Annotated in this window: 22 protein-coding genes; 5 read left to right on the top strand and 17 right to left on the bottom strand. The window is 69.5% G+C overall.

What is annotated here, in order from left to right:
• Nucleotides 1-3 precede the first annotated feature (3 nt).
• The 4 genes from ON31_RS19895 (at nt 4) to ON31_RS19910 (ending at nt 3,251) form a co-directional block, all read left to right on the top strand.
• Nucleotides 4-732: an amino acid ABC transporter ATP-binding protein gene (locus ON31_RS19895; protein ID WP_162836486.1), complete on the top strand. Its 729-nt coding sequence runs from the start codon at nt 4-6 to the stop codon at nt 730-732.
• A 34-nt stretch (nt 733-766) separates the two neighbouring features.
• Nucleotides 767-1,600, top strand: a complete 834-nt coding sequence (locus ON31_RS19900) for a glutamate ABC transporter substrate-binding protein (RefSeq protein WP_039815725.1) — start codon at nt 767-769, stop codon at nt 1,598-1,600.
• Nucleotides 1,601-1,674: 74 nt separating this feature from the next.
• A complete protein-coding gene (locus tag ON31_RS19905; protein WP_029928305.1) occupies nt 1,675-2,355 on the top strand; it encodes an amino acid ABC transporter permease in 681 nt (226 codons plus the stop codon).
• Nucleotides 2,352-3,251, top strand: coding sequence for an amino acid ABC transporter permease (locus ON31_RS19910; RefSeq protein WP_039815727.1), 900 nt, complete (start codon nt 2,352-2,354; stop codon nt 3,249-3,251). Before ON31_RS19905 ends, ON31_RS19910 begins: the two co-directional genes overlap by 4 nt.
• Before the next feature lie 132 nt (nt 3,252-3,383).
• Here ON31_RS19910 and ON31_RS19915 read toward each other — a convergent pair whose 3' ends face one another.
• The 11 genes from ON31_RS19915 to ON31_RS19965 form a co-directional block, all read right to left on the bottom strand.
• Nucleotides 3,384-4,613: a cytochrome P450 family protein gene (locus ON31_RS19915; protein ID WP_039815776.1), complete on the bottom strand. Its 1,230-nt coding sequence runs from the start codon at nt 4,611-4,613 to the stop codon at nt 3,384-3,386.
• A 130-nt stretch (nt 4,614-4,743) separates the two neighbouring features.
• Nucleotides 4,744-6,429, bottom strand: coding sequence for a hypothetical protein (locus ON31_RS36805; RefSeq protein WP_147287104.1), 1,686 nt, complete (start codon nt 6,427-6,429; stop codon nt 4,744-4,746).
• A gap of 635 nt (nt 6,430-7,064) precedes the next feature.
• Nucleotides 7,065-7,565, bottom strand: coding sequence for a recombination regulator RecX (recX, locus tag ON31_RS38070; RefSeq protein WP_039815779.1), 501 nt, complete (start codon nt 7,563-7,565; stop codon nt 7,065-7,067).
• A gap of 712 nt (nt 7,566-8,277) precedes the next feature.
• Nucleotides 8,278-9,315 (bottom strand): recombinase RecA, encoded by a 1,038-nt coding sequence (gene recA / locus ON31_RS19930; protein WP_029928296.1) that lies wholly within the window; start codon nt 9,313-9,315, stop codon nt 8,278-8,280.
• 166 nt (nt 9,316-9,481) lie between these two features.
• Nucleotides 9,482-10,414: a PaaX family transcriptional regulator gene (locus ON31_RS19935; protein ID WP_039815729.1), complete on the bottom strand. Its 933-nt coding sequence runs from the start codon at nt 10,412-10,414 to the stop codon at nt 9,482-9,484.
• Entirely contained in the window at nt 10,407-11,651 is a 1,245-nt protein-coding gene (locus tag ON31_RS19940) for a kynureninase (protein ID WP_039815730.1), read from the bottom strand. Before ON31_RS19940 ends, ON31_RS19935 begins: the two co-directional genes overlap by 8 nt.
• The gene (locus ON31_RS19945; RefSeq protein ID WP_081592588.1) at nt 11,648-12,442 is read right to left on the bottom strand and encodes a tryptophan 2,3-dioxygenase; all 795 of its coding nucleotides are present in this window, start codon (nt 12,440-12,442) and stop codon (nt 11,648-11,650) included. Before ON31_RS19945 ends, ON31_RS19940 begins: the two co-directional genes overlap by 4 nt.
• Nucleotides 12,443-12,525: 83 nt before the next feature.
• Nucleotides 12,526-12,921 (bottom strand): hypothetical protein, encoded by a 396-nt coding sequence (locus tag ON31_RS19950; protein ID WP_039815731.1) that lies wholly within the window; start codon nt 12,919-12,921, stop codon nt 12,526-12,528.
• A 158-nt stretch (nt 12,922-13,079) separates the two neighbouring features.
• Nucleotides 13,080-13,532, bottom strand: coding sequence for a nuclear transport factor 2 family protein (locus ON31_RS19955; RefSeq protein WP_039815732.1), 453 nt, complete (start codon nt 13,530-13,532; stop codon nt 13,080-13,082).
• Nucleotides 13,533-13,556: 24 nt separating this feature from the next.
• Nucleotides 13,557-14,444 (bottom strand): pyridoxamine 5'-phosphate oxidase family protein, encoded by an 888-nt coding sequence (locus tag ON31_RS19960; RefSeq protein WP_039815783.1) that lies wholly within the window; start codon nt 14,442-14,444, stop codon nt 13,557-13,559.
• 68 nt (nt 14,445-14,512) lie between these two features.
• Nucleotides 14,513-14,974 carry a VOC family protein gene (locus ON31_RS19965; RefSeq protein WP_039815734.1) on the bottom strand — a complete coding sequence of 154 codons (462 nt, stop codon included), beginning with the start codon at nt 14,972-14,974 and terminating at the stop codon, nt 14,513-14,515.
• A 153-nt stretch (nt 14,975-15,127) separates the two neighbouring features.
• Between ON31_RS19965 and ON31_RS19970 the strand changes: the two genes are divergently transcribed.
• Nucleotides 15,128-15,643, top strand: coding sequence for a CGNR zinc finger domain-containing protein (locus ON31_RS19970; protein WP_039815736.1), 516 nt, complete (start codon nt 15,128-15,130; stop codon nt 15,641-15,643).
• 10 nt (nt 15,644-15,653) lie between these two features.
• Here ON31_RS19970 and ON31_RS19975 read toward each other — a convergent pair whose 3' ends face one another.
• From ON31_RS19975 to ON31_RS20000, 6 genes are all read right to left on the bottom strand, one after another.
• Nucleotides 15,654-15,845 (bottom strand): DUF3046 domain-containing protein, encoded by a 192-nt coding sequence (locus tag ON31_RS19975; protein WP_029928276.1) that lies wholly within the window; start codon nt 15,843-15,845, stop codon nt 15,654-15,656.
• A gap of 367 nt (nt 15,846-16,212) precedes the next feature.
• Nucleotides 16,213-17,379: a glycosyltransferase gene (locus ON31_RS19980; RefSeq protein WP_039815738.1), complete on the bottom strand. Its 1,167-nt coding sequence runs from the start codon at nt 17,377-17,379 to the stop codon at nt 16,213-16,215.
• Nucleotides 17,380-17,597: 218 nt separating this feature from the next.
• Nucleotides 17,598-18,308 carry a PIG-L deacetylase family protein gene (locus ON31_RS19985; protein ID WP_039815740.1) on the bottom strand — a complete coding sequence of 237 codons (711 nt, stop codon included), beginning with the start codon at nt 18,306-18,308 and terminating at the stop codon, nt 17,598-17,600.
• A gap of 78 nt (nt 18,309-18,386) precedes the next feature.
• Nucleotides 18,387-19,559 (bottom strand): ROK family transcriptional regulator, encoded by a 1,173-nt coding sequence (locus tag ON31_RS19990; RefSeq protein WP_039815742.1) that lies wholly within the window; start codon nt 19,557-19,559, stop codon nt 18,387-18,389.
• 25 nt (nt 19,560-19,584) lie between these two features.
• The gene (locus ON31_RS19995; RefSeq protein WP_039815744.1) at nt 19,585-21,012 is read right to left on the bottom strand and encodes a sugar ABC transporter permease; all 1,428 of its coding nucleotides are present in this window, start codon (nt 21,010-21,012) and stop codon (nt 19,585-19,587) included.
• Nucleotides 21,009-21,782 carry an ATP-binding cassette domain-containing protein gene (locus ON31_RS20000; protein ID WP_029928267.1) on the bottom strand — a complete coding sequence of 258 codons (774 nt, stop codon included), beginning with the start codon at nt 21,780-21,782 and terminating at the stop codon, nt 21,009-21,011. Before ON31_RS20000 ends, ON31_RS19995 begins: the two co-directional genes overlap by 4 nt.
• Nucleotides 21,783-21,785: the final 3 nt, after the last annotated feature.

Consider the following 21,785-nt stretch of genomic DNA (forward strand, 5'->3'; position numbering starts at 1 on the left):
CCGATGATCTCGATGCAGACCGTGGACAAGCATTTCGGGGCTCTGCACGTCCTGCAGGACATCAACCTCGAAGTGCCCAGGGGCCAGGTCGTCATCGTGGTGGGACCGTCCGGCTCCGGTAAGTCCACGCTGTGCCGCACCATCAACCGGCTCGAGACCATCGACTCCGGCACCATCGCCATCGACGGGGTGCGGTTGCCCGACGAGGGCAAGGCCCTGGCGCGGCTGCGCGCCGATGTGGGCATGGTGTTCCAGAGCTTCAATCTGTTCGCGCACAAGACCATTCTCGAGAACGTCATGCTCGCGCCGGTGAAGGTGCGCCGGATGGACAAGACGAAGGCGCGCGCCCGCGCCATGGAACTGCTCGAACGGGTCGGCATCGCCAATCAGGCCGACAAGTATCCCGCCCAGCTGTCGGGCGGTCAGCAGCAGCGCGTCGCCATCGCTCGCGCGCTGGCCATGGACCCGAAGGTGATGCTGTTCGACGAGCCCACCTCCGCGCTCGACCCCGAAATGGTGTCCGAGGTTCTCGAGGTCATGGTGCAGCTGGCCAAGGACGGTATGACCATGGTGGTGGTCACCCACGAGATGGGTTTCGCGCGGCGCGCGGGCAACCGGGTGCTGTTCATGGCGGACGGTCAGATCGTCGAGGACACCGATCCGGACACGTTCTTCACCGCGCCCAAATCCGAACGCGCGAAAGATTTCCTCGGCAAGATTCTCAGCCACTAAACACTCCGCCACTTCACGAGAGAGAAGGATTCAGATGAGGATCACCCAAGCGCTGCGGCTAGCCGTCGGGGCTATCGCCCTGACCGTGGTCGCCAGCGGCTGCGGCGGCGGCAGCGACAAGACCGCCACGGAGAACGCCGCCGACGGCAAGCTCACCATCGGCATCAAGTACGACCAGCCGGGCCTGGGACTGCGCGAGAAGGACGGCTCCTTCAGCGGTTTCGATGTCGACGTCGCCACCTATGTGGCCGAGAAGCTGGGCGTGTCCCCGGAGAACATCACCTTCAAGGAAGCACCGTCGGCACAGCGCGAGACGCTGATCCAGAACGGGCAGGTGGACTTCATCGCCGCCACCTACTCCATCACCGACAAGCGCAAGGAGAAGGTCGACTTCGCCGGGCCGTACTTCATTACCGGCCAGTCGCTGCTGGTGCGCTCGGACAACACCGACATCACCGGCGCGGAGTCGCTGAGCGGCAACAAGAAGCTGTGCTCGGTCAAGGGCTCCACCCCCGCGCAGAACGTGAAGGACACCTACGCCAAGGATGTTCAGCTCCAGGAGTACGACACCTACTCGCTGTGCGTGGAGGCGCTGAAGGCCGGTGCCGTCGACGCCGTCACCACCGACGACATCATCCTGCGCGGTTACGCGGCGCAGAACCCGGGCGCGCTGAAGGTCGTCGGTGACACCTTCACCGTCGAGAAGTACGGCATCGGTGTGAAGAAGGGCGACACCGAATCCCGCCAGAAGATCAACGACGCGATCGAGGACATGATCACCAGCGGCGCCTGGCAGGCCGCGCTGGAGAAGAATTTCGGTTCCACCGGAATCCAGATCCCCGAGCCGCCGCAGCTGGACCGCTACTGAGTTGACCGTGCGTGCCGGGCGGGGACGCACCCGCCCGGCACGCGACGTCTTTCGATCGGAGGGATGCGCACGCCGTGTTCGATTTGATCTCTGAGTATTCCGACCAGCTGCTCGACGCGTTCTGGGTGACCATCAAACTGACGGTCTTCTCCGGAGTGCTCGCGCTGGTCCTCGGCACGATCATCGCCGCCATGCGGGTCGCGCCGGTACCCGTGGCACGCTGGGTCGGCACGGCGTACGTCACCATATTCCGCAACACCCCGCTGACGCTCATCATCGTGATCTGCTCGCTGGGCCTGTACTTCCAGCTGGGCATCACGCTCGCCGCGGCGGGCCCGAACGACCTCGCGGAGAACAACTTCCGCTGGGCGGTCGTCGGGTTGGGGGTGTACACGGCGGCTTTCGTGTGCGAGTCGCTGCGTTCGGGAATCAATACGGTGCACATGGGACAGTCGGAGGCGGGCCGGTCACTGGGCTTCACCTTCTCGCAGAATCTGCGACTCATCGTGCTGCCGCAGGCTTTTCGCTCCGTGATCGCACCGCTGGGCAGCGTGCTCATCGCGCTGACCAAGAACTCGACGGTCGCGGCGGCCATCGGTGTCGGTGAGGCCGCCCTGCTCATGTCCGAGATGATCGAGGTGGAGGCCGCGCCGCTGGCCGTCGGCGCCATCTTCGCCTTCGGCTTCGTGGTCCTGACCCTGCCCACCGGTCTGCTGTTCGGCTGGCTGGCCAAGCGATTCGAGGTGGCCCGATGAGCGCCGGAACCGTTCTCTACGACGCGCCCGGCCCCAAGGCGCGCATGCTCTACCGGCTGTACACGGCCGTGGTCGTGGCGGCGGTGGCGGCACTCGCCTGGGTGGTCTACAGCGGCCTGGACGCTCAGGGCCAGTGGGCCGCCGACAAATGGGAGCCGTTCCTGGACGCGCAGATCTGGGAGACCTATCTGCTTCCGGGTATTCGAGGCACCCTGGTGGCGGCGGCGATGTCGATCGCCTTCGCACTCGTGCTCGGCATGCTGTTCGGCATTCTGCGGCTGTCGGATCACCGCAGCGTGCGCATCGCGGCGGGCACCGTGGTGGAGATCGCCCGCGCCATCCCGGTGCTGATCCTGATGATCTTCCTGTTCGCGGTCTACGCCGAGTACAACGTCTTCCCCAACGACCGGCTCGCACTCGCAGCCGTGGTGACGGCGCTGACCATCTACAACGGCTCCGTCATCGCCGAGATCGTGCGCTCCGGCATCAAATCGCTGCCCAAGGGGCAATCGGAAGCGGCCGTGGCGCTCGGCATGCGCAAGTCCCAGGTGATGACCGCCATCCTGCTGCCGCAGGCGATCACCGCCATGCTGCCCGCGCTGATCTCACAGATGGTGGTGGCGCTGAAGGATTCGGCGCTGGGCTACCTCATCGGCTACGTCGAGGTCGTGCGCTCCGGACAGCAGCTCGGGTCGGCGCAGGGCAATACCTTCCAGGCGCTGCTGGTCATCGCGGCCATCATGATCGCGCTCAACTACACGCTGACCGTGGTGGCGACCCGGGTCGAGCGGTGGTTGCGCACCCGCAAGCGCGGCGGGCGGACCGCGATCGGCGCGGACAACGCCACCGCCGCCGCGCCGCCCGGAATGGATATCACGCTCACCAAGAAGGACTGAATCAAGAAGGACTGAATTCGGTTCGGCGACCGCGTTCCCGCACCTCGAATGGACCCCGCTTCGCAGCCGCGGAGCGGGGTCCACTGCTGCAGCGGGGTCGACTGCTGTGCAGCACAGCTCGATCGCGCGGCGTTACCCGCTTCCCTTGGGCCGCACCGGAAGCTCGTTCATGCCTCGCATCAGCACGCTGGTCTGCCATGCGGGGGTGAAGGCCGCATCGGCCAATTCCAGGTGCGGGAAGCGGCGTAGCAGGGCGCGGAAGGCGATATCGGCCTCCAGCCGGGCCAGCGGCGCGCCGACGCAGAAGTGGATGCCGTGGCCGAAGGCCAGGTGCCCGGAGGTGTTTCCGTCGATATCGAGGTCCGGGCCGGAGTCGTAGCGGGACGGGTCGCGATTGGCGGCGGCCAGGGCGATGTAGACGAATTCCCCTGCGGGAATATCGATTCCGGAAATGCGGACGGGCTCGGCGGTGTATCGGATGGTGGACCAGCCGACCGGGCCGTCGTAGCGCAGGAACTCCTCCACGGCGGCGGGCACCCGGTCCGGATGTTCGCGCAGCGTCTCCCACTGGGATCGGTTCCGCAGCAGGGCGTAGGTGCCGTTGCCGATCAGGTTGACGGTCGTCTCGTGCCCGGCGACCAGCAGCAGGAACGCCATGGCCACCAGTTCCCGCTCGTCGAGCCGGTCGCCGTCCTCGGCGGCGTGCACCAGATCGGAGAACAGGTCGTCACCCGGATCGGCGCGCTTGTCGGCCATGAGCCGACGCAGGTACTCCGACATGCCCAGCGTGGCGGCCTCCCGCTCCTCCACCCGATTCCCGGAGGAGACCAGCACCCGTGTCCACGACTGGAAGTCGGCGCGGGCGTCCAACGGTATGCCCAGCAGTTCGCAGATCACCGTGACCGGGAGCGGGTTCGCGAAGACCCGCATGAGATCGACCTCGTCGTGTGCGGCCATCTCGTCGAGCAGACCCGCGGTGATCGCCTCGATGCGCGGGCGCAGGGTGGCGACGCGGCGCGGTAGGAACGCCTTGTTCACCAGTTTTCGCAGCCGGGTGTGTTCGGGCGGATCGCTGTTGAGCATGTGCGCGGCCAGCGCCTGGGCGTTCGAATCCGACAGGGTCCGCACGTTCTTGGCGCGGAACAGGGCGTAGAGGTCGTCGGCGTTCTTGCGCAACCGGGGGTCGGCCAGGGCCGCGCGGCCCTCGGCGTGGCCGATGATCACCCAGCAGGGGGAGCCGCCCGGAAAGCGCACCCGGTGCACCGGACCGTGGGCACGCCAGCGGTCGTAGTACCGGTGCGGATCGGCGTGGAAGTCCTCGCCCACCACCTCGATCGATTCGGTGGTACCGCTGTCGACCATGTCATCCTCCTGACCACCGCGACCCACGGCCGCGCCCCACCTGTCCACCATGAAGAGATCCGACGGCGACCACGCTACCGAAACGCTTGGCGGGACGCCGTTTTCGCTGCTGGGGACCGGTACGCCCGCATTACCGAGGCGGCTGGGCGGCACCCGGGACGGGAGCCAGCGCGACGGTGATGTTGTCACTGCCGCCCTGACGGATGGCGAAGTCGACCAGGGCGCGGGCCTCCGGCAGCCCGACCGGACCGGTCGCGCCCGCAGGCCCGAAGGTGTAGTCCCCCAACGCTTCCGCCTCGGGCAGGTAGTTCCACAGGCCATCGCTGCACAGCAGCAACGCGCCCGGACCGGTGGCGTGCATCGAGCGGACACTGTCCTCCGCCCAGGGCGTGGTGCCGATATCCGCGCCGAGCCAGCGGGTGAGCGTATGCGCCCCGCGCATACTCATGGCGGTGCGCTCGTCCACACCGCTGATTTTGATGAAGTCCTGGGCCAGGGAGTCGTCATCGGTGAGACGGCGTGATCCGGTGACCACGCCGAGGTGACCGGGTGCCCCGGCCCCGGCTGCCACACCGGACCCGGCGATCGCGCTGGTCCCTGCCCCCGTTGTGTCGGTCACGCCGGATACGCCGGACGCAGCGGACCCACCCGGCGCAGTGCTTTCCACGGCTGCACCCATCGCGCCAGACCCGGCGGACGCGCCGGACTCGGAGGACGCGCCAGATCCTGTCCACGCACTCGTGCCGGCGGTTGTGCTGGTCGCGTCCGATACATCGGACGGAGCGGACCCACCTGGCGTGGTGCTCCCTGCTGCTGCACCGGGCGCAGCGGATGCGCCAGGCCCGGCGGACGCGCCGGTGCCTGCCGCTGTGTCGGTCGCTTGGGGTGAGCCGGGGGTAGCGGGCGCACCCGCCGCGGTGCCCCCCACGACTGCACCGGGCGCGGCGGACGCACCAGGCCCGGTGGACACGCTGGCGCCTGTCGTTGTGCCGGTCGCGCCCGATGGCGCGGGCGCGCCCGGCGCGGCACGCCCTGGGGCTGTACCGGGAGCGCTGGGAGCGGGAGCGGCGAGCCAATAGGCGCGGCTGTCACCGACGTTCGCGACCGTGATGTGGGTGCCGTCCGCCGTCGGTACCAGTACGGCGGAGACGTAGGTGCACGAGGGGGCGCGGCCCTCGGGGGTTCCGACGGCGCGCACCGCTTTGGCGGCCGCCGACAGTCCGGCCAGCGCCACCTCCTCCAGCACCGCGCCCGCGCCGAACGCCGCCAGGCTCGCCGCGACCCCGGCCCGTGCCGCGGCACCCGATGCGGCCTGTGGATCCTCGGAGGTGGACACACCGTCGCAGACCACGATCACGGTCGCGCCGGGCTGGCCGGGGGCCGGGCCGTCCAGGACGGCCACGGCCACCGAGTCCTCATTGTGCTCGTGCACGAGTCCGCGGTCGGTGACGACGCATACCGTCCCGAGGTCGGCCTCGAACCGATCCTGCCGTTGATGCGGCATTCCGCAGCCCGCGCAGTGCCCGGCACGGTCGTAGTTCTCCCCTCGGCATCCGGTGCACGGTCCGACGGGCCGTTCCCGGTCCGGCAGCGCCACCCGCCGAATGCGGGGCGGTGGCCCGCCCGGCGCGCCGGACCGATCCGTCGCGGGTCCCGACGCACCGTGCTCAGGACTCGAGGGCACCGCCGCAGGATCGGGCGCGGCACCGGGCACTGCTGCCTCGGTTCCGTCGCACGGTGGTGTGGCCGCTTCCTCGGGAGTGGCGGGTGCTTCGGCAGCGGGAGCGTCGACGGCGGGTACGGGTGCATCGGTCACAGGCGCGGTTTCCTCGCGGACGGGCCCGGCCGCGGTGCGGTCGGGCTGAGTGGAATCGGAGCGGTGCTCGACGGCCGCGTGGCCGGGCCGAGCGGTATCGGGTGTAGATCCGGGCGGACCATCGGTCGGGGCGGATCGGGACGCGGGATCGGGGCCGGGCATTGCCGGGTCGGCTGCCGCGGGGTCGGGAGGGGGTGGGGTCGGCTCGGCGTCCGACTCACTGCTCACCGGTTGGCCCTCGCATCCGGGGAGTCTGCGGCCGTGTCGCGGGAGGCGGATCGGTCGGACCGCTGGAACGGGCGCACCGTTCTGCTGCTGCGGACGCACGGCGTTAAGCCGGTGTGCGGTAGCGCCCGGCCCCGTCGACCGGTCGTATCGTCAAGCCGATACGCGTACGGGGTTCCCGTGAACGCGCACGGCGCAGTGAATTTCGTGGCTACCACCCCGATAGTCACCGACGGGTTCTCCATCCGTCGCCCCCACCCGGCATCCCGGTCGCATCTCACAACCGGTAGACGAGGTCCCATTCTCCCACCCCCGCTATCGTCCGGCCGCAGCCGTCCTTCGCGATAGTAGACGAGACATTCCGACCGCGCGCTCGATTAAATCCGCCGGTGGGAATCCGGTGGCGCTCGTCAGTGGGAGTCGGGTTCGGCGAGATCCCGGTCGGCCAGTTCGGCTTTCACCACCGTGAAGGCGGTGGACTGATTGTATCCGCGCCGCGCCAGCATGCCCACCAACCGGCGAATGGCCTTCTCCCGATCCAGATCTCGCGGCAGGGTGCGCAATTTGCGCCGCACCAACTCGGTGGCGCGCTCGTGCTCGTCCTCGGCGCTGATCCCGGCCAGCGCCGATTCCGCGTCCTCGGGCGCGACCCCCTTACGCCGCAATTCCTGCGCCAGCGCCTTCTTTCCTTTTCCGGAGAAGGTGTGCCGCGAATGCACCCATTGCTCCGCGAACGCCGCGTCGTCGATCAATCCCACCTCGGCCAATCGGTCCAGCGCCCGCCCCGCCACCTCGGCGGAGAACCCTTTCGCCGCCAGACGATCCGCCAACTCCGCCCGGCTCCGGGCCCGATCGGTCAGCAACCGCAGGCACACATCCTTCGCCTGCGCCTCGGTCCCGCCCCCGGGCAGCCCCTCCCCCGGCTCACCCCCACCGGCCGACCGCCGCTGCGCTCCACGCCCCCGACCACGCCTCCCATCGGACTCCCCCGGCTCACCGCCCGGTCCGGCGGAACCCGAACCGCCCCGGCTCCGCTCCCCGTCGAACTCCGCATCGTTATCCGCGCTCCGATATCGCCTGCCGCGACGATGCACGCCCTCGGAGGTGTCGGAGGTGTCGGTCCCGCGACCACCGCCGTCACGGCTGCCGCTCGCGAGGTCGCCGTCGACATCCTCGTCCCCCTCCACCCTGTGGCGGGCGACATGCCCTGGCACGACATCCCGGGCCGCGGCCGCATCGTCACGCCCCCGCCACGACCGTGCCCCAGTGGGAGCGCGACGCGGCCGCGCCGTCACCGAATACGGCTCCTCCGCATCGGATTCGACGTCGTACCCCGTGTCGGGCGCGACTGTTCGCCGCCGCGCCGGTGCACGGCGCGCGGTGGGATCCTCCGCCGGGTACCCCTCGTCGACGTCGTCCTCGTCCGAGCGGCGGCCGTAGGTCTCGGCGCTGTAGACACCGGTGCCGTAGCGGGCGAGGTGCGACTGTTTGTCGGACTTGCGGGCACGGGATTCGATGGCGTCGAGTTGGCGGCGGAGGCGTTCCACCGCTTCCAGGCGGGTGTTGCCGTGCCCCGGCGAGGCGGGCCGGGGCTCGGGGGTGTCCCGGTCGGTCATCGAGGGATCAGAAGTCGGCCGGGGCCTCGTCGCCCACGGTCACATCCGCGCCGATGCCGAGCTTCTCCTTGATCTTCTTCTCGATCTCGTCGCGCACGTCGGTGTTCTCCAGCAGGAACTTGCGGGCGTTCTCCTTGCCCTGGCCGAGCTGATCGCCCTCGTAGGTGTACCAGGAGCCGGACTTGCGGATGAAGCCCTGCTCGACACCCATATCGATAATGGAGCCCTCCTTGGAGATGCCCACGCCGTAGAGAATGTCGAACTCGGCCTGCTTGAACGGCGGGCTGACCTTGTTCTTGACGACCTTGACGCGGGTGCGGTTGCCGACCGCGTCGGAGCCGTCCTTGAGGGTCTCGATACGGCGCACGTCCAGGCGCACCGAGGCGTAGAACTTCAGCGCCTTACCGCCGGTGGTGGTCTCGGGCGAGCCGAACATGACACCGATCTTCTCGCGCAGCTGGTTGATGAAGATGGCGGTGGTGCCGGAGTTGTTGAGCGCGGAGGTCATCTTGCGCAGCGCCTGGCTCATCAGGCGGGCCTGCAGACCGACGTGGCTGTCGCCCATCTCGCCCTCGATCTCGGCGCGCGGCACCAGCGCGGCCACCGAGTCGATGACGATGATGTCGATGGCGCCGGAGCGCACCAGCATGTCGGCGATCTCCAGGGCCTGCTCACCGGTGTCGGGCTGGGAGACCAGCAGCGCGTCGGTGTCGACACCCAGCTTGCGGGCGTACTCCGGATCGAGCGCGTGCTCGGCGTCGATGAAGGCCGCCACGCCACCCTGGGCCTGCGCGTTGGCTACCGCGTGCAGGGCGACGGTGGTCTTACCGGAGGATTCCGGACCGTAGACCTCGACGATGCGGCCGCGCGGCAGACCGCCGAGGCCGAGGGCGACGTCGAGCGCGATGGAGCCGGTCGGAATCACCGAAATGGGCTGGCGCGCCTCTTCGCCCAGGCGCATGACCGCGCCCTTGCCGAAGCTCTTCTCGACCTGCGCCAACGCCAGTTCGAGCGCCTTGTCGCGGTCAAAAGCCTGTGGTGCCATCGTCTGGTCCCCTTCTCGACGGGTGAGTCTCAATCTGTGGTTGGCGCCCACGTTAGAGGGCGGCACCGACAAGTTCCGCCGCCGAGCTTAGACGAACAGGTGTTCGATGCAAGCGACGCGCCCCTCGACACGCGGATCGGTCGGGCGACCCGCCGCGCACGGTCGGCTACCGAGGGTCGACGACCGACCGTACCCAGCGCAGACTCGGCCCCAGACATTGGTCCCGAGCGGTGGCGAACAGCCGCACGCCGGCCGGTCCCGGCCAGTCCGGGGGCAGCATGCGCTCGGGCAGTCCGGGATCGAGGTAGGGAATGGTCCGCCATTCGTCCAGCAGCGGGACGAAGATCCGGAACGCCCGCTCGTCGTCATCGACCCACCGCGGCGCCGCCGCACCCCGATCACCCGCCGCCCCGTCGGCGGCACGCTTCTCGACCGCGTCCGCGTCACCGGCCGTGTCGTCGGCGAAGCCCCTGCCGTGGTGCGCGAGGAAGGCCAGGTACCGCCCGGCGAGGCCGTCCAGATCCCACCACTGAGCCGCCGCGGTACGCGGCGTCGTCGGCACGGTCATGTCGGTGGCGCGGAAGGTGGTCACGTACTCGTCGAGTCCGAGTGCGGTGACGATGGCCGCGGCCTCGTCGGCGAGATAGTGCGGGCAGATCCACAGCCCGGGCGCGACCGTCCCGCAGCCGATGGCGGACAGCCTGCGGCGCAGCTGATGTCGCGCCGCGCGCGCCGATTCCGGAATGCCGAAACAGATCAGCTGCCAGGGATCGTCCTCGCCCATCCGCCGGAAGCCGAAGATACGGGCGTCGCCCCGGGCGTACATGGCCTCGGCGGCCGGGGTGAGACGGTATCCGCTGCGGCCGCCGCGTGTTTCGGCATCGAGCACACCCTTGCCCTTCAGCCGGGTGACCGCCGTGCGCGCGCTCTGCTCGGGCACCCCGAGTGCGGCGAGCAGCCCGCCGAAATCGGCGATGGCGATCCAGCCGCCGAGTTCGCGCACGTACGCGCCCAGTACGGTCCGCGCCAGCGAGGTGACACTGCCGGGCCGGGAATCGATGTCGTCGAGGATGGCGCCGACGGCGTGGAGTTCAGACATCGAGATCGGCGTCGAGCTCGGCGCGGATGGCGGCCACTCCGGCGAGCACTTCACCGAACGTGGTGCTCAGCGGGCTCAGGCCCAGGCGGATACCGTGCGGCCGACGGAAATCGGGCATGACGCCACGCTGCCACAGCCGCGCGGTGATCTCCCGGAACCGGGGGTGGTCGATGGTGACGTGCCCGCCACGCCGGGCCGGATCGATGGGCGAGGACACCGTCACGCCTCGGGGCAGCAGCCATTCCCGCACGAGATCGAGTGCGAATTCGGTGAGCGCCACCGACTTCGCGCGCACCCGCGGCATCCCGGCCGCCTCGATGAGGTCGAGCATGTCCTGGATCGGGAGCATCCCCACGATGCCGGGACTGGCGCTGATCACCCGCCGGATGCCGGGCGCGGGCACGTAACCATGTGCCATGTCGAAGGGATTCTCCCGGCCCATCCAGCCCCAGATCGGCTGCCGGAAATCGGCCAGATGGTCGGCGCGCACATAGGCGAAGGCCGGGGATCCGGGCCCGCCGTTGAGGTACTTGTAGGTGCATCCGGCCGCGAAATCGACTCCCCAGGTGTCGAGTTCGATCTCCACCGCGCCGACGGAATGGCACAGGTCGAGCAGCAGCATGGCCCCGGCGGCGTGCGTGACGGCGGTGAGGGCGGGCGCGTCGAGCAGATAGCCGGAGCGGTAGGCGACATGGCTGAGCACCACCAGCGCGGTGCGTTCGGACACCACCGCGGCCAGGTCCGCGGCGGTGACGCCACCGTCGAAGTCGGCGTCGATCCAGCGCAGCGTCATATCGCTGTCGGCGGCAATGGATTCCATCAGATAGCGGTCGGTGGGGAAGTTGTCGCGGTCGAGCACGATCTCGGTGCGTCCGGGCCGCATGGCCAGCGCACCGCGCGCGAGCTTGTAGAGCAGCACGCTGGTGGAGTCGCCCATGGTGGTCTGTCCGGGCGCTGCGCCCAGCAGGGTGCCGCCGATTCGGTCGCCGAGGGTCAGCGGCAGCTCGAACCACTCCTCGTCCCAGCCTCGAATGAGTCTGCGGCCCCACGCCTCGGTCACGAACGCGGACAGGCGTTCGGCGGTGCGGCGGGTGGGGCGGCCGAGGGAGTTGCCGTCGAGATAGGCGACGATCTCCGGATCGTCGTGGCCGACGAACTCGCCCGGATACGCCGCCAGCGGATCGGCGGCGTCGAGAGCCGTTGCCCGAGCGGTGAAGTCGGTGTCGCTGCGGGTCATGGGGCCCCCGTTTCGGTGCGGACGGCGAAGAGTTCCGGAAAGAAGCTGACCTCGAGAGCGCGGCGCAGGAAGCCCGCGCCGCTGGTTCCCCCGGTCCCCCGCGCGGACCCGATGGTCCGCAGCACCGTCCGCAGATGCCGGAACCGCCACAGCTGGAAGTTCTCCTCCAGGTCGACCAGTTCCTCGAAGGTCTCGTAGACCGACCAATACTGCTGCGGGGCTTGATACACCGATTTCACCAAGGGGAGCAGCGCGGGATCGAGTGCGTAGCGTCCGGTGACATCCCGCTCCAGCGTCGACCGCGGCACCTCCAGTCCGGTGCGCGCCAGGTGCCGCCAGAAGGCGTCGTAGAGCGTGGGTTCGGAGACCAGTGCCGTCAACTCCGCGGCGGCGTGCGGTTCGTCGGCGAAAACGGCCAGAATCGCGGGATTCTTGTTGCCGAGAATGAATTCCACGGCTCGGTACTGATACGACTGAAACCCCGAGGAGTTTCCGAGCGCTCCCCGAAACCGCGCGTACTCGGTGGGCGTCAACGTCGCCAGCACCGACCACTGCTCGGTCAGCGTCTGCTGGATGTGTTTCACGCGCGCGATGCCCTTGAGCGCGATATCGGGCGCATCGTCGTCGAAAGCCGCACGCGCCGCGCGTATCTCGTGCAGCACCAATTTCAGCCACAGTTCCGTGGTCTGGTGCTGAATGATGAACAGCATTTCATCGTGCTGCGGCGGCCTGCTGACCGGATGCTGCGCACCGAGCAGCGTCTCCAGGTCCAGATAGGTGCTGTAGGTCATGGCGGTCCCCACTCAGACGGTGCCGACCACCCCAGGCTAGTACACAACTATGACGTCCGTCACGAATACGTCATTAGACACCACTAGCCGAGCGTGACCACCTCCGCCCGACCCGACACCACGGTGTCGGTGTGGTCGACGAGCGCGACCCGCACCTGCACGGTCTGCCCCGCCGACAGCGGTGCGCCGGTCAGCGCGATCACGGCGGACCGGGCGGAGCCATCGCAGATGAGGGCGGAATGGGAGCCCGAGGCCGAGGGGCTGTCCGCCTCGGGCGCGCCGACCAGCACTTTGGCGGCGACCACTCCGGCCGTGGGCTCGCAGCTGTAGTCGATGCCGATATTGGCCGGGCCGACGCCCGTGACGTCGATGGAGTTGGCAGCGACCGCAGGGGCCGCGGTGGCGACGAGAGCCGTGGCTGTCGCACCGAGAGCGGCCGTCAGCAGGGCCGAGCGGCGGTAGTTCCGAATGGTGCGCATAGATCGTCGTCCTCCTGGTAGCGGGAACAGATCACCGAACACACTCAGAAGAGATCGCGGTACGCGGGCACCGCGAACTCCATGGTCCCGCACGGCCACGGCGGGGCACAACCGAGCCCCCGCCCGAGGGGCGGGCGCGGACGGGGGCTCGACGGGTGTCACCGGATCGGCAGCAGTGCGTTCTCCTCCTCCGGACCGCGGGGGCCGAAGATGCGGCGGTCGGCTTCGGCGATGGGGGTGTCGTTGATGCTGGCCTCGCGCCGCGACATCAACCCCTCGGGGGAGAACTCCCACAGCTCGTTGCCGTAGCTGCGGTACCACTGGCCGTCCTCGTCGTGCCATTCGTACTGGAAGCGGACGGCGATGCGGTTCTCCCGGAATCCCCAGAGTTCCTTGCGCAGGGCGTAGCCGTTCTCCTTGGCCCACTTGCGCTTCAGGAAGTCGACGATCTCGGCGCGGCCGGTCATGAACTCATCGCGATTGCGCCACACGGAATCCTCCGTGTACGCCTGCGCGACGGTTTCCGGATCGCGGGTGTTCCAGGCGTTCTCGGCGGCGCGAACCTTGGTCTGGGCCGATTCCAGATCGAACGGGGGCAGTGGGGGTCGCATGGCGGATCCTTTCGGAGGGTGGCTTCAGGGGTTCACGGGAGACAGTTCGGACGCACCCCAGCGCAGCGGGCTGGCACCGGCGATCTCGACGACCTCGGTGGCGGTGAAGTCCACCGTGGCCTGTGAGCCGGGGGCGAATGTCGTGTCGTCCCAGATTATTTCCGCGGTTCCGGTCAGCTGCAGGGTCGAGCCGGTGCGCCAGTCCGGGATCAGCAGTCCGCAGCGCGGGTCGGCGGCGATATTGCCCAGCGTCATGAACATGGAGTTGCCGCGGTAGTCCGGCCACCGCAGGCGGGTGGGCGAGAGCACTTGGAGGAAGCCGGGATTGCCGCCGCGGTGGGAGGCGTCGGCATTGCCGTCCGGATCGGCGGAGGCGATGAAGAAGGTGTCGGCGGCGGTGATCGCCCGCTGCTGCGCGGCGGTCAACTCGGACGATCGGTGCACGGTCACCGCGGACGCGCCGCTCCAGTCGTCGATGGTGCGGCGGGTGATGTACTTGGGGCAGTTGGAGTACACCTGGTCGGTGGTGATCCGCAGCCCGCGCTCGGTCGGTTCGGTCACGCCGTTGACGCGCATCCGGCGGCGGCGCTGCGGTTGCAGGGCGATCATGCCGATGTGCCGGGTGGAACGCAGGGGTTCGGCGAGCGGATCGGCGGCGGTGGGCAGCGCGTCCACCACGATGGTGCGCTCGTCGGTGGCGCGGGCGAATCCGGCCGGGCCGATCAGCTGGCTCGCCCACAGTCGGCCCGCGTCATCGGCGGCGGCGATCACGACCAGCGGCTGTTCGGCGAGAAAGGCCGCCGCGGTGTGCGGTATCTCGGCGCGGATCATGCGTCCGACGTGCTGGGCGATATCGGACTGGCCCATGCGCTGCTGCACGGCCACCTCACCCGGGTGGTAGCTGGTGGTCATCTCGTTCTCCGGTATTCGTCCGCCCCGGTGCGGGCGCAGCGCCCGCACCGGGTGAATCACGATGTCGGTCAGAAGAATCCGCAGGTGGGGGCGGAGCCACTGGGCGCGGGGGCGGCCTCGGCGCCGCTCGGCGCGTATACCTCGAGCCGGATGCCGTCGGGGTCGCTGAAGAAGATGCCGCCGGAGGAGGCGCCCTCACCGTGGGCGACGACGCCGTCGTGGGCGAAGCTCACATTCAGATCCTTCAGCACCGACTCCACCGACCGCACCTGCTCCAGGCTGTCGACCTGGAACGACAGGTGGTGCAGGCCGGGCATCTTCGCCGAGAACTCGCCATCGCTCTGCTGCCACAGGGTCAGCACCAGCTTGCCGTCTGCGCCGAGGAAGGCGAAGCGCTGCTCACCCTCGGTGCTCGCGCCGAGCTGCTCGAAGCCGAAGGCGCGGCGGTAGAAGTCCACCGAGCGGGTGAGGTCGGTGACGTTCAAGCCGATGTGGCCGGTGGCGAGCTGGGGTGCGGTGACCGCGGTCATGATTTCCTCCGAGGAAGCTCTAACTGGTTTGTGTTGTTTTGATGGTTAGAATCTAGAAGCAGCGGGGAACCGCTGTCAACCCCCTAAATGATTTGAGTGGTTAGAATGGCACTGCCGCAACCGAACCGGACCGGAAGCTGGTTACCCTCAGGCATGCCCGTTCCACGCCCCCACCTCGGAGAGCCGCTCGCCCTGGACCTGCTCAACACCCGCTGGATGAGCGGGGAAGGACTGCAGGATCTGCTCTCCGACGTGGCGGGATTGCGGCAATGGCTGGCCGACAACGATCTCGCCGAACGCTGTCCGGCCGACACGGCGACCCTGCACGCCCTCGTGCGGGCACGCGAGGCCATCCTGCACGCGGCGCGCGGCGACGATCTCGAGGAGCTCAACGACATCCTCGACCACGGGCGGATCCGCCGCACCCTCACCGCCCACGGCCCCCGGGACGAGATCGAGGTCCGCGACCCCGCATGGCTACCGGGCTGGCTGGCCGCCGACGATCTGCTGACCCTGATGGCGGCGCCCGACCGCATCAAGCAGTGCGCACACCCGCACTGCGTGCTCTGGTTCTACGACACCTCGAAGAACGGCGCCCGGCGGTGGCACTCCATGGCGACCTGCGGCAACCGCGCCAAGGCGGCCCGGCACTACGCGCGCAACGCCTGACGCGCCTAGTTCACCACCGCGCCTTGGGCACATCGAATTCGGCGCACAGGGCGCGCCACACATCGCGGGGATCGACCCCCGCCTCGATGGCTTGCGCCCCGGTCTTCCCCATGGACGGCAGCACGTGGTCGCTCAGCAGCGCATCCCCGCGCGCCGTACCGAACTCGGTGTACAACAGCTCCTGGAACTCCGTCAACCGCACGGCCGCGAGCCTACGCGAGGGCACGAACGCCGGTACGAGCCCGGTCCGCGCCCACTCGGCCGCGTGCGGGCGACATCACGCACGCGGCCGTCGGAGGCCACCACTCGTCGCAACGCCACGGCTGGTCGGGCGCGCGTCCGCCAAGCACCGAAGCCACCCCGGCCGAGAGTGTGTGCGCACCGCGAGCCACCTCGGCCAGCGATGTGCGCGGCGCGAGCCATCTCGGCTAGCGGTGTGAGTGTGTTCGCACCACGAGCCACCTCGGCTAGCGGCGTGCTCGCTGTGGGCCACCTCGGCTAGCGGTGTGAGTGTGTTCGCACCGCGAGCCACCTTCGGCTACCGGCGTGCTCGCCGCGAGCCACCTCGGCTAGCGATGTGTGCGCGCTGCGGCGGCCACCTCGTGGCACAGCGGCACGGGGTCCGAGACCACACTCGCGTCGGCGGACGCCTTGCGGGCGCGCTCGGCGAAGGTCGGCTCGTCGAGTATCCGGCGCACCGCGGTGCGGACGGCCTCGGCGGTGAGCGGGCGGACCAGGAGCGAACTGCCGTGGCGGGCCGCGCGATTGGCCAGCTCCCATTGATCGCCGCCACCCGGGACGGTCACCACCGGCACGCCGGCCAGCAGCGATTTCGCCAGCAGCCCGTGGCCGCCGCCGCCGATCACGACAGCGGCGTGCCGCAGCAACTCGTCCTGTCGACCCAAACCCGCTGTTGCCCACGGTGGCAGCTCGGCGGGCGGGGTGTCCAGCATGGAGATCGCCACCCGCACCCCGGCGCCGTCGAGCGCCTCGAGCACGGTGTCCACCATGCCGCTGACACCCGTGTGCGCGGTGGACGGCGCGACCATGACCAGCGGGTCGTCACCCGGCGGCAGGTCGAGAACATTCGCCGTCGGCTCCCACAGCAGCGGGCCGACCAGGTGCGCGTTGTCCGGCCAATCCGGGCGGGGCACCTCCAACGCGGGCAGGGTCGCGACCAGCCGCGCCGCGGGACCGGGATCCTCGGGCGGCAGGCCGATGCCCGCCCGGGCTCGCTCGCGCTGCTCCTCGCCCTGCCGGATGGCGCGGGCGGTCATTCCGCGCAGCACCGCGTCGCGGGCCCGGCCGCTCAGCCCCTCCCCCGGCGCGAGCCCACTTCCGATGGGCGGCAGCCCTTTCGACGGCAGGTACAGCGGATGCGGGGAGAGTTCCACCCACGGCACCTTCATCCGCTCGGCCGCCATCCCACCGCCCGCGGTGAGCACGTCCGAGACCACCAGATCGGGCAGCATCGCACTCATATCGGGCAGGATCTCGGTCGAGATGAAGGCCGCGCGTTCGTGGATCCGCTGGCCGGCGTCGGCATCGTCGTCCTCGGCCCGGGGCGCGAGCCCTTTCAGCCGCCGCACCCCGATACCGACCTGCTTCGCGGCGTCGAACCACCGCGGCCCGGTGAACAGCACGGGCTCATCGCCCGCCTCGAGAAATCGCAGACACAGGGCGATCGCGGGGAACGCATGCCCCGGATCCGGCCCGGCCACCACCGCTACTCGCACGCGCCCAGCGTGCCATATCCGCGGGTGGAACTCAGCACACACCGTTGCGCAGGGGCGCTACACACCACTGCGCTGGGGCGTTCGGCGCATGACATGCCGGTTATCTATGCCCAGATACGCATATTTCAGTGTCGATATCGCGCCCGCCTGCCCCTCGCGGGTACGGCTGCACTCGGCTCAGCGGCCGAACCCGTGATCCCGGCGGCGAACCCGAAGACTCAGCCACCGAAGTAATACAGCTCGAACCCCGTCGCGCGAGCGGCCGGGAAGCCCTCGATGGGCCCGGTCGACATGTCTACGATGGCGCGCGCCTGCTCCAGCACCGGGTCCGAACTCAACGCGGCGAGGTAGCGGCCATGAGCGACAAGGGATTCCACCGCAGGCTCGATGGTATCCGTGACGTCCACGGCGTGGGTAACCTTCGGACCCGTGACCGCCGCCCACCGCGGCGACCAGACGGGCAGCTCCGCCAGTTCGGGGAAGATCCACTCGTTGCCCGCGTCGGAGACGGCGTCCAGACCGGCCCGGCCCACCGCCCGATGGTCGGCGCTGTTGGCGTATCCGGGTGCCCAGGTATCGCCGAAGTTGAACAGGATCACCATCTCCGGCCGGTGGCGGCGGATGGCGGCGGCCAGATCCCGGCGCAGCGCGAGCGATTCCTCGACCCGCCCGTCCGGATAGCCGAGGAACTCCACCTCCCCGACCCCCACGGCCTTGGCGGCGGCGATCTCCTCCGCCTCGCGCAGCGGCCCGGATTCCGCGGGCGGCAACCCCGCGATACCGGCCTCACCGCTGGTGACGAGCACATAGCGAATATCCTTGCCCTGCCGTGTCCAGCGCGCCACGGCCGCGGCCGCGCCGTACTCGATGTCATCGGGATGCGCGACGATGACGACGCCGCGCTGCCAGTCCTCGGGTAACTGCTCCATGGCGGTATTCAAACATCCGCGCGCGCCCGAACACTCGGGCGCCGCGCCCAGTCGGGCGCGACCTGCCCGGATCTCGTCTCACAGCGCACCCAACACCCCCTCGAACGCCGCCTCGGCCGCCCCCAGCAACTTCAAATCCGCTCCCAGCGTGGACTTCTCGATCCGAACCCCACCCAGGGCCCGGCTGACGATACTGCGCTCGCGCACCCGGTCCCGGACGCACGCGACGACCGCATCGGGCAGGGCGGTGAACAGGTCGCCGAGCACCACCAGTTCGGGGCCGAGGACGTTCACCACGTTCACCAGGCCGAGCACCAACCAGTCGGGGTACTCCCCCAGCCGCGCCAGCGGGTCCGAATCCCGTTCCAGGGCGCGCAGTTCGGCGACGATTCCACCGCGCGGACCGTGTTCGGGCAGGCCGAGCGCCCGGCACAGCGCGGCCTGGCCGACCTCGCTCTCCCAGCAGCCCACATTGCCGCAGTGGCAGGCCCGCCCGTCGGGGCGCACGGTCATATGCCCGATCTCGCCGAGGTATCCGGCCGCGCCGCGCAGAATGCCGCCCTGTGCGATGAGACCGCCGCCCACGCCTACATCGGCGGAGACGAAGACGGCGTCGGCCGTGCCCCGGCCCGCGCCACGCACATGTTCGGCGAGAGCACCGAATTCGGCGTCGTTGCCGACCGCGACGGGCAGCCCCAGCACCGCCGACATGCGCTCCCCCAGCGCCACTTCCGACCACCGCAGGTTGGCCGCCGTGTGGACGTATCCGTCGGTGCGGCGCACCACCCCGGGCACCGAGATGCCGACCGCTACCGGGTGCACGCCGAGATCACCGGCCAGCAGGGCGGCGGATTCGGCGACATGGGTGACCACTTCGATCGGATCGCGTTGCCGCCCGTGCAGATTCCAGCTGTTGCGCCCGAGGATGTGCCCGCCGAATCCCACCAGCGCGATGGCGGTGCGTTCGACCTGCACGTCCACCGCCAGCACCACCGCCGCCTGGGGTTGCGGCAGCACCAGCAGCGACGGCCGCCCGGCCCCGCGCCCGGCACCCGCGGGCGTCTGGCGCGGCACCCGCTCCTCCACGATCCCGGCCTCGGCCAACCCGTCCACCAGCATCTTGATGGTGGACCGGTTGAGTCCGAGGTCGGTGGCGAGGGCCGCCCTGGTCGCCGGTCCGCCGATGTGCAGCAGCCGCAGCAGACTGGACCGGTTGAAGCGGCGCACCTCGTCCGGGCGGGCGACGGTCATGGCATCAGGAATACCATTGCGGCGCTCACCGTCCCGACGCGGCGCTGCGACGGCGGGACAGAGCGTCGACGGTGGCGGCCAGCAGCAGCACCAGTCCGGTCACGATGGAGACCACCGCGGCGGGCTGGCGCAGCAGCCCCAGACCGTTCGCCACCACCGCCAGCACCGCACCGCCGATGACGGCGTCGGCCACCCGGCCCTTGCCGCCGAACAGCGAGGTGCCGCCGATCACGGCCGCGCCCACCGCGAACAGCAGCGTATTGAGCCCGCCGGCCTGCGGGTCGACCGAGCCGACCTTGGACGAGTAGACGATGGCCCCGACCGCCGCGCACGCCGAGCTGATCACGAAAACACTGGCCCGCAGCCGGGTCACGTCGATACCGGCGCGCCGCGCCGCCTCCCGGTTGCCGCCCACCGCGTAGATGTGGCGACCGTAGGTGGTGCGGTTGAGCACATAGGTGCCGACCACCAGCAGCGCCAGCACGATCGGCACCACGTACGGCACGCCGGAGATCTCGATGAGATCGCTCGGCGACCGGTTCACGGTGAGCAGCGCGGTCACCACGGCCGCGAATCCGGTGAGCGCCACCACCTTCGTGACCACCAGCGGGGTCGGCTGGGTCACCAGTCCGCGCTTGCGGCGTCGCAGATGCCCGCCCAGCGTGACCACCGCATAGCCGCCGGCCGCGACGACGAACAGCGCCCAGCTGCCGACCGTGGACAGATTGCCGTTGGCGACCTGGTTCAGCACATGCGAGGAGCTGATGCCCAGCACCCCGCCCTCACCGATGAGTTGCAGGATCACGCCCTGCCAGGCAAGGAACAGCGCGAGCGTCACCACGAAGGAGGGCATCCCGATCTTGGCGATGAGGAAACCGGTGATGCAGCCGATGGCGGTGCCCACGCACACCGCGAGCAGCATCTCCACCCACGGGTTCGCCTCGAAGCCGATGACGGTGATGGCGACGCCGAGCAGCGACATGAACACACCCGGCCAGATGCGCAGGAACGCCGCCAGGGCGGCGGCCAGCACCAGCATGGTCACGAAGACGATGAAGACCGTCGATCCCATGCCCGCGAGCAGATTCCCGTTCTCCACGTAGTGCATGGCCAGGACCGCGCCCGCCACGCCGGAGGCGGTGCCCGCGGACAGGTCGATCTCACCGATCAGCAGCACGTAGACGATGCCGATGGCGATGATGGTCTGCCCCGCGCCCTGCGCCAGCAGATTGGCGATGTTGTTGAGCGAGAGGAAGACATCCGACAGCGTCGAGAACAGCACCACCAGCGCGACGAGGCCCAAGATGGCCGGCAGCGAACCGATATCGCCGGACCGCACGCGAATGAGATAGTCGCGCAGCGCATCCCGGGTGGACATGGCGGTGGTGTCGATCCCGAAGTCGGAGACCGCGGTGTCGGCGGCCGGCGAGGCGGCGGATTCGGAAACCTTCACAGCGCCACCGCCTCCGGTCGCGCCAGCCCGAGTTCGCCGGACCGGCCCGCGGTGATCAGCTCCACCACCTGGGCGTGGGTGACATCGGCCGCCCGCACCTGCGCTGCCATCCGGCCCAGGTACAGCACGGCGATGCGGTCGGCCACCTCGAACACGTCGGCGAGATTGTGGCTGATCAGCACCACCCCGAGCCCCTGTTCGGCGAGCCTGCGCACCAGGTCGAGCACCTGGCGGGTCTGGGCCACGCCGAGCGCGGCGGTGGGTTCGTCCAGCAGCACCAGATTGCTGTTCCACAGTACGGCTTTGGCGATGGCCACCGTCTGCCGCTGCCCGCCGGACAGCGCCGAGACCGGAGTGCGGACCGATTTCACGGTGCGCACGCCCAGGGAGGCGAGGGTGCGCCGCGCCGCCTCCTCCATACTCGCCTCGTCGAGGAACCAGGGTCGGCCGCGCTCGCGGCCGAGGAACATATTCGCGACGATATCGAGATTGTCGGCCAGCGCCAGATCCTGGTAGACGACCTCGATGCCCAGGGCGGCAGCGTCTTTGGGTCCGTGGATGCGGACTTCCTCGCCGCGGAAGCGCACCGTGCCGGAATCGGCGGCGTGGATGCCGGCGATACATTTCACCAGCGTGGACTTGCCCGCGCCATTGTCGCCCACCAGGGCGGTGACCGATCCGGCCGGTACGGTGAAGTCCACCTCGTGCAATACCCGCACCGGGCCGAAACTCTTGTTCAGCCCGGTGATGTCGAGCAATGGCTCGGTCATGGC

The organism is Nocardia otitidiscaviarum NBRC 14405 (assembly GCF_000308635.1).
GTDB classification, from domain to species: domain Bacteria; phylum Actinomycetota; class Actinomycetes; order Mycobacteriales; family Mycobacteriaceae; genus Nocardia; species Nocardia otitidiscaviarum.

Bases quoted from the DNA above. Each gene is read 5' to 3' on its own strand.
- ON31_RS19910 (WP_039815727.1), top strand. From the start codon at position 2,352: ATGAGCGCCGGAACCGTTCTCTACGACGCGCCCGGCCCCAAGGCGCGC.
- ON31_RS19945 (WP_081592588.1), bottom strand. From the start codon at position 12,442: ATGACCTACAGCACCTATCTGGACCTGGAGACGCTGCTCGGTGCGCAG.
- ON31_RS19990 (WP_039815742.1), bottom strand. From the start codon at position 19,559: ATGACCGTCGCCCGCCCGGACGAGGTGCGCCGCTTCAACCGGTCCAGT.
- ON31_RS19955 (WP_039815732.1), bottom strand. From the start codon at position 13,532: ATGCGACCCCCACTGCCCCCGTTCGATCTGGAATCGGCCCAGACCAAG.
- ON31_RS19960 (WP_039815783.1), bottom strand. From the start codon at position 14,444: ATGACCACCAGCTACCACCCGGGTGAGGTGGCCGTGCAGCAGCGCATG.
- ON31_RS19900 (WP_039815725.1), top strand. From the start codon at position 767: ATGAGGATCACCCAAGCGCTGCGGCTAGCCGTCGGGGCTATCGCCCTG.
- ON31_RS19950 (WP_039815731.1), bottom strand. From the start codon at position 12,921: ATGCGCACCATTCGGAACTACCGCCGCTCGGCCCTGCTGACGGCCGCT.
- ON31_RS19940 (WP_039815730.1), bottom strand. From the start codon at position 11,651: ATGACCCGCAGCGACACCGACTTCACCGCTCGGGCAACGGCTCTCGAC.
- ON31_RS19915 (WP_039815776.1), bottom strand. From the start codon at position 4,613: ATGGTCGACAGCGGTACCACCGAATCGATCGAGGTGGTGGGCGAGGAC.
- ON31_RS19935 (WP_039815729.1), bottom strand. From the start codon at position 10,414: ATGTCTGAACTCCACGCCGTCGGCGCCATCCTCGACGACATCGATTCC.
- recA (WP_029928296.1), bottom strand. From the start codon at position 9,315: ATGGCACCACAGGCTTTTGACCGCGACAAGGCGCTCGAACTGGCGTTG.
- ON31_RS19985 (WP_039815740.1), bottom strand. From the start codon at position 18,308: ATGGAGCAGTTACCCGAGGACTGGCAGCGCGGCGTCGTCATCGTCGCG.
- ON31_RS19895 (WP_162836486.1), top strand. From the start codon at position 4: ATGATCTCGATGCAGACCGTGGACAAGCATTTCGGGGCTCTGCACGTC.
- ON31_RS20000 (WP_029928267.1), bottom strand. From the start codon at position 21,782: ATGACCGAGCCATTGCTCGACATCACCGGGCTGAACAAGAGTTTCGGC.
- ON31_RS19965 (WP_039815734.1), bottom strand. From the start codon at position 14,974: ATGACCGCGGTCACCGCACCCCAGCTCGCCACCGGCCACATCGGCTTG.
- ON31_RS19970 (WP_039815736.1), top strand. From the start codon at position 15,128: ATGCCCGTTCCACGCCCCCACCTCGGAGAGCCGCTCGCCCTGGACCTG.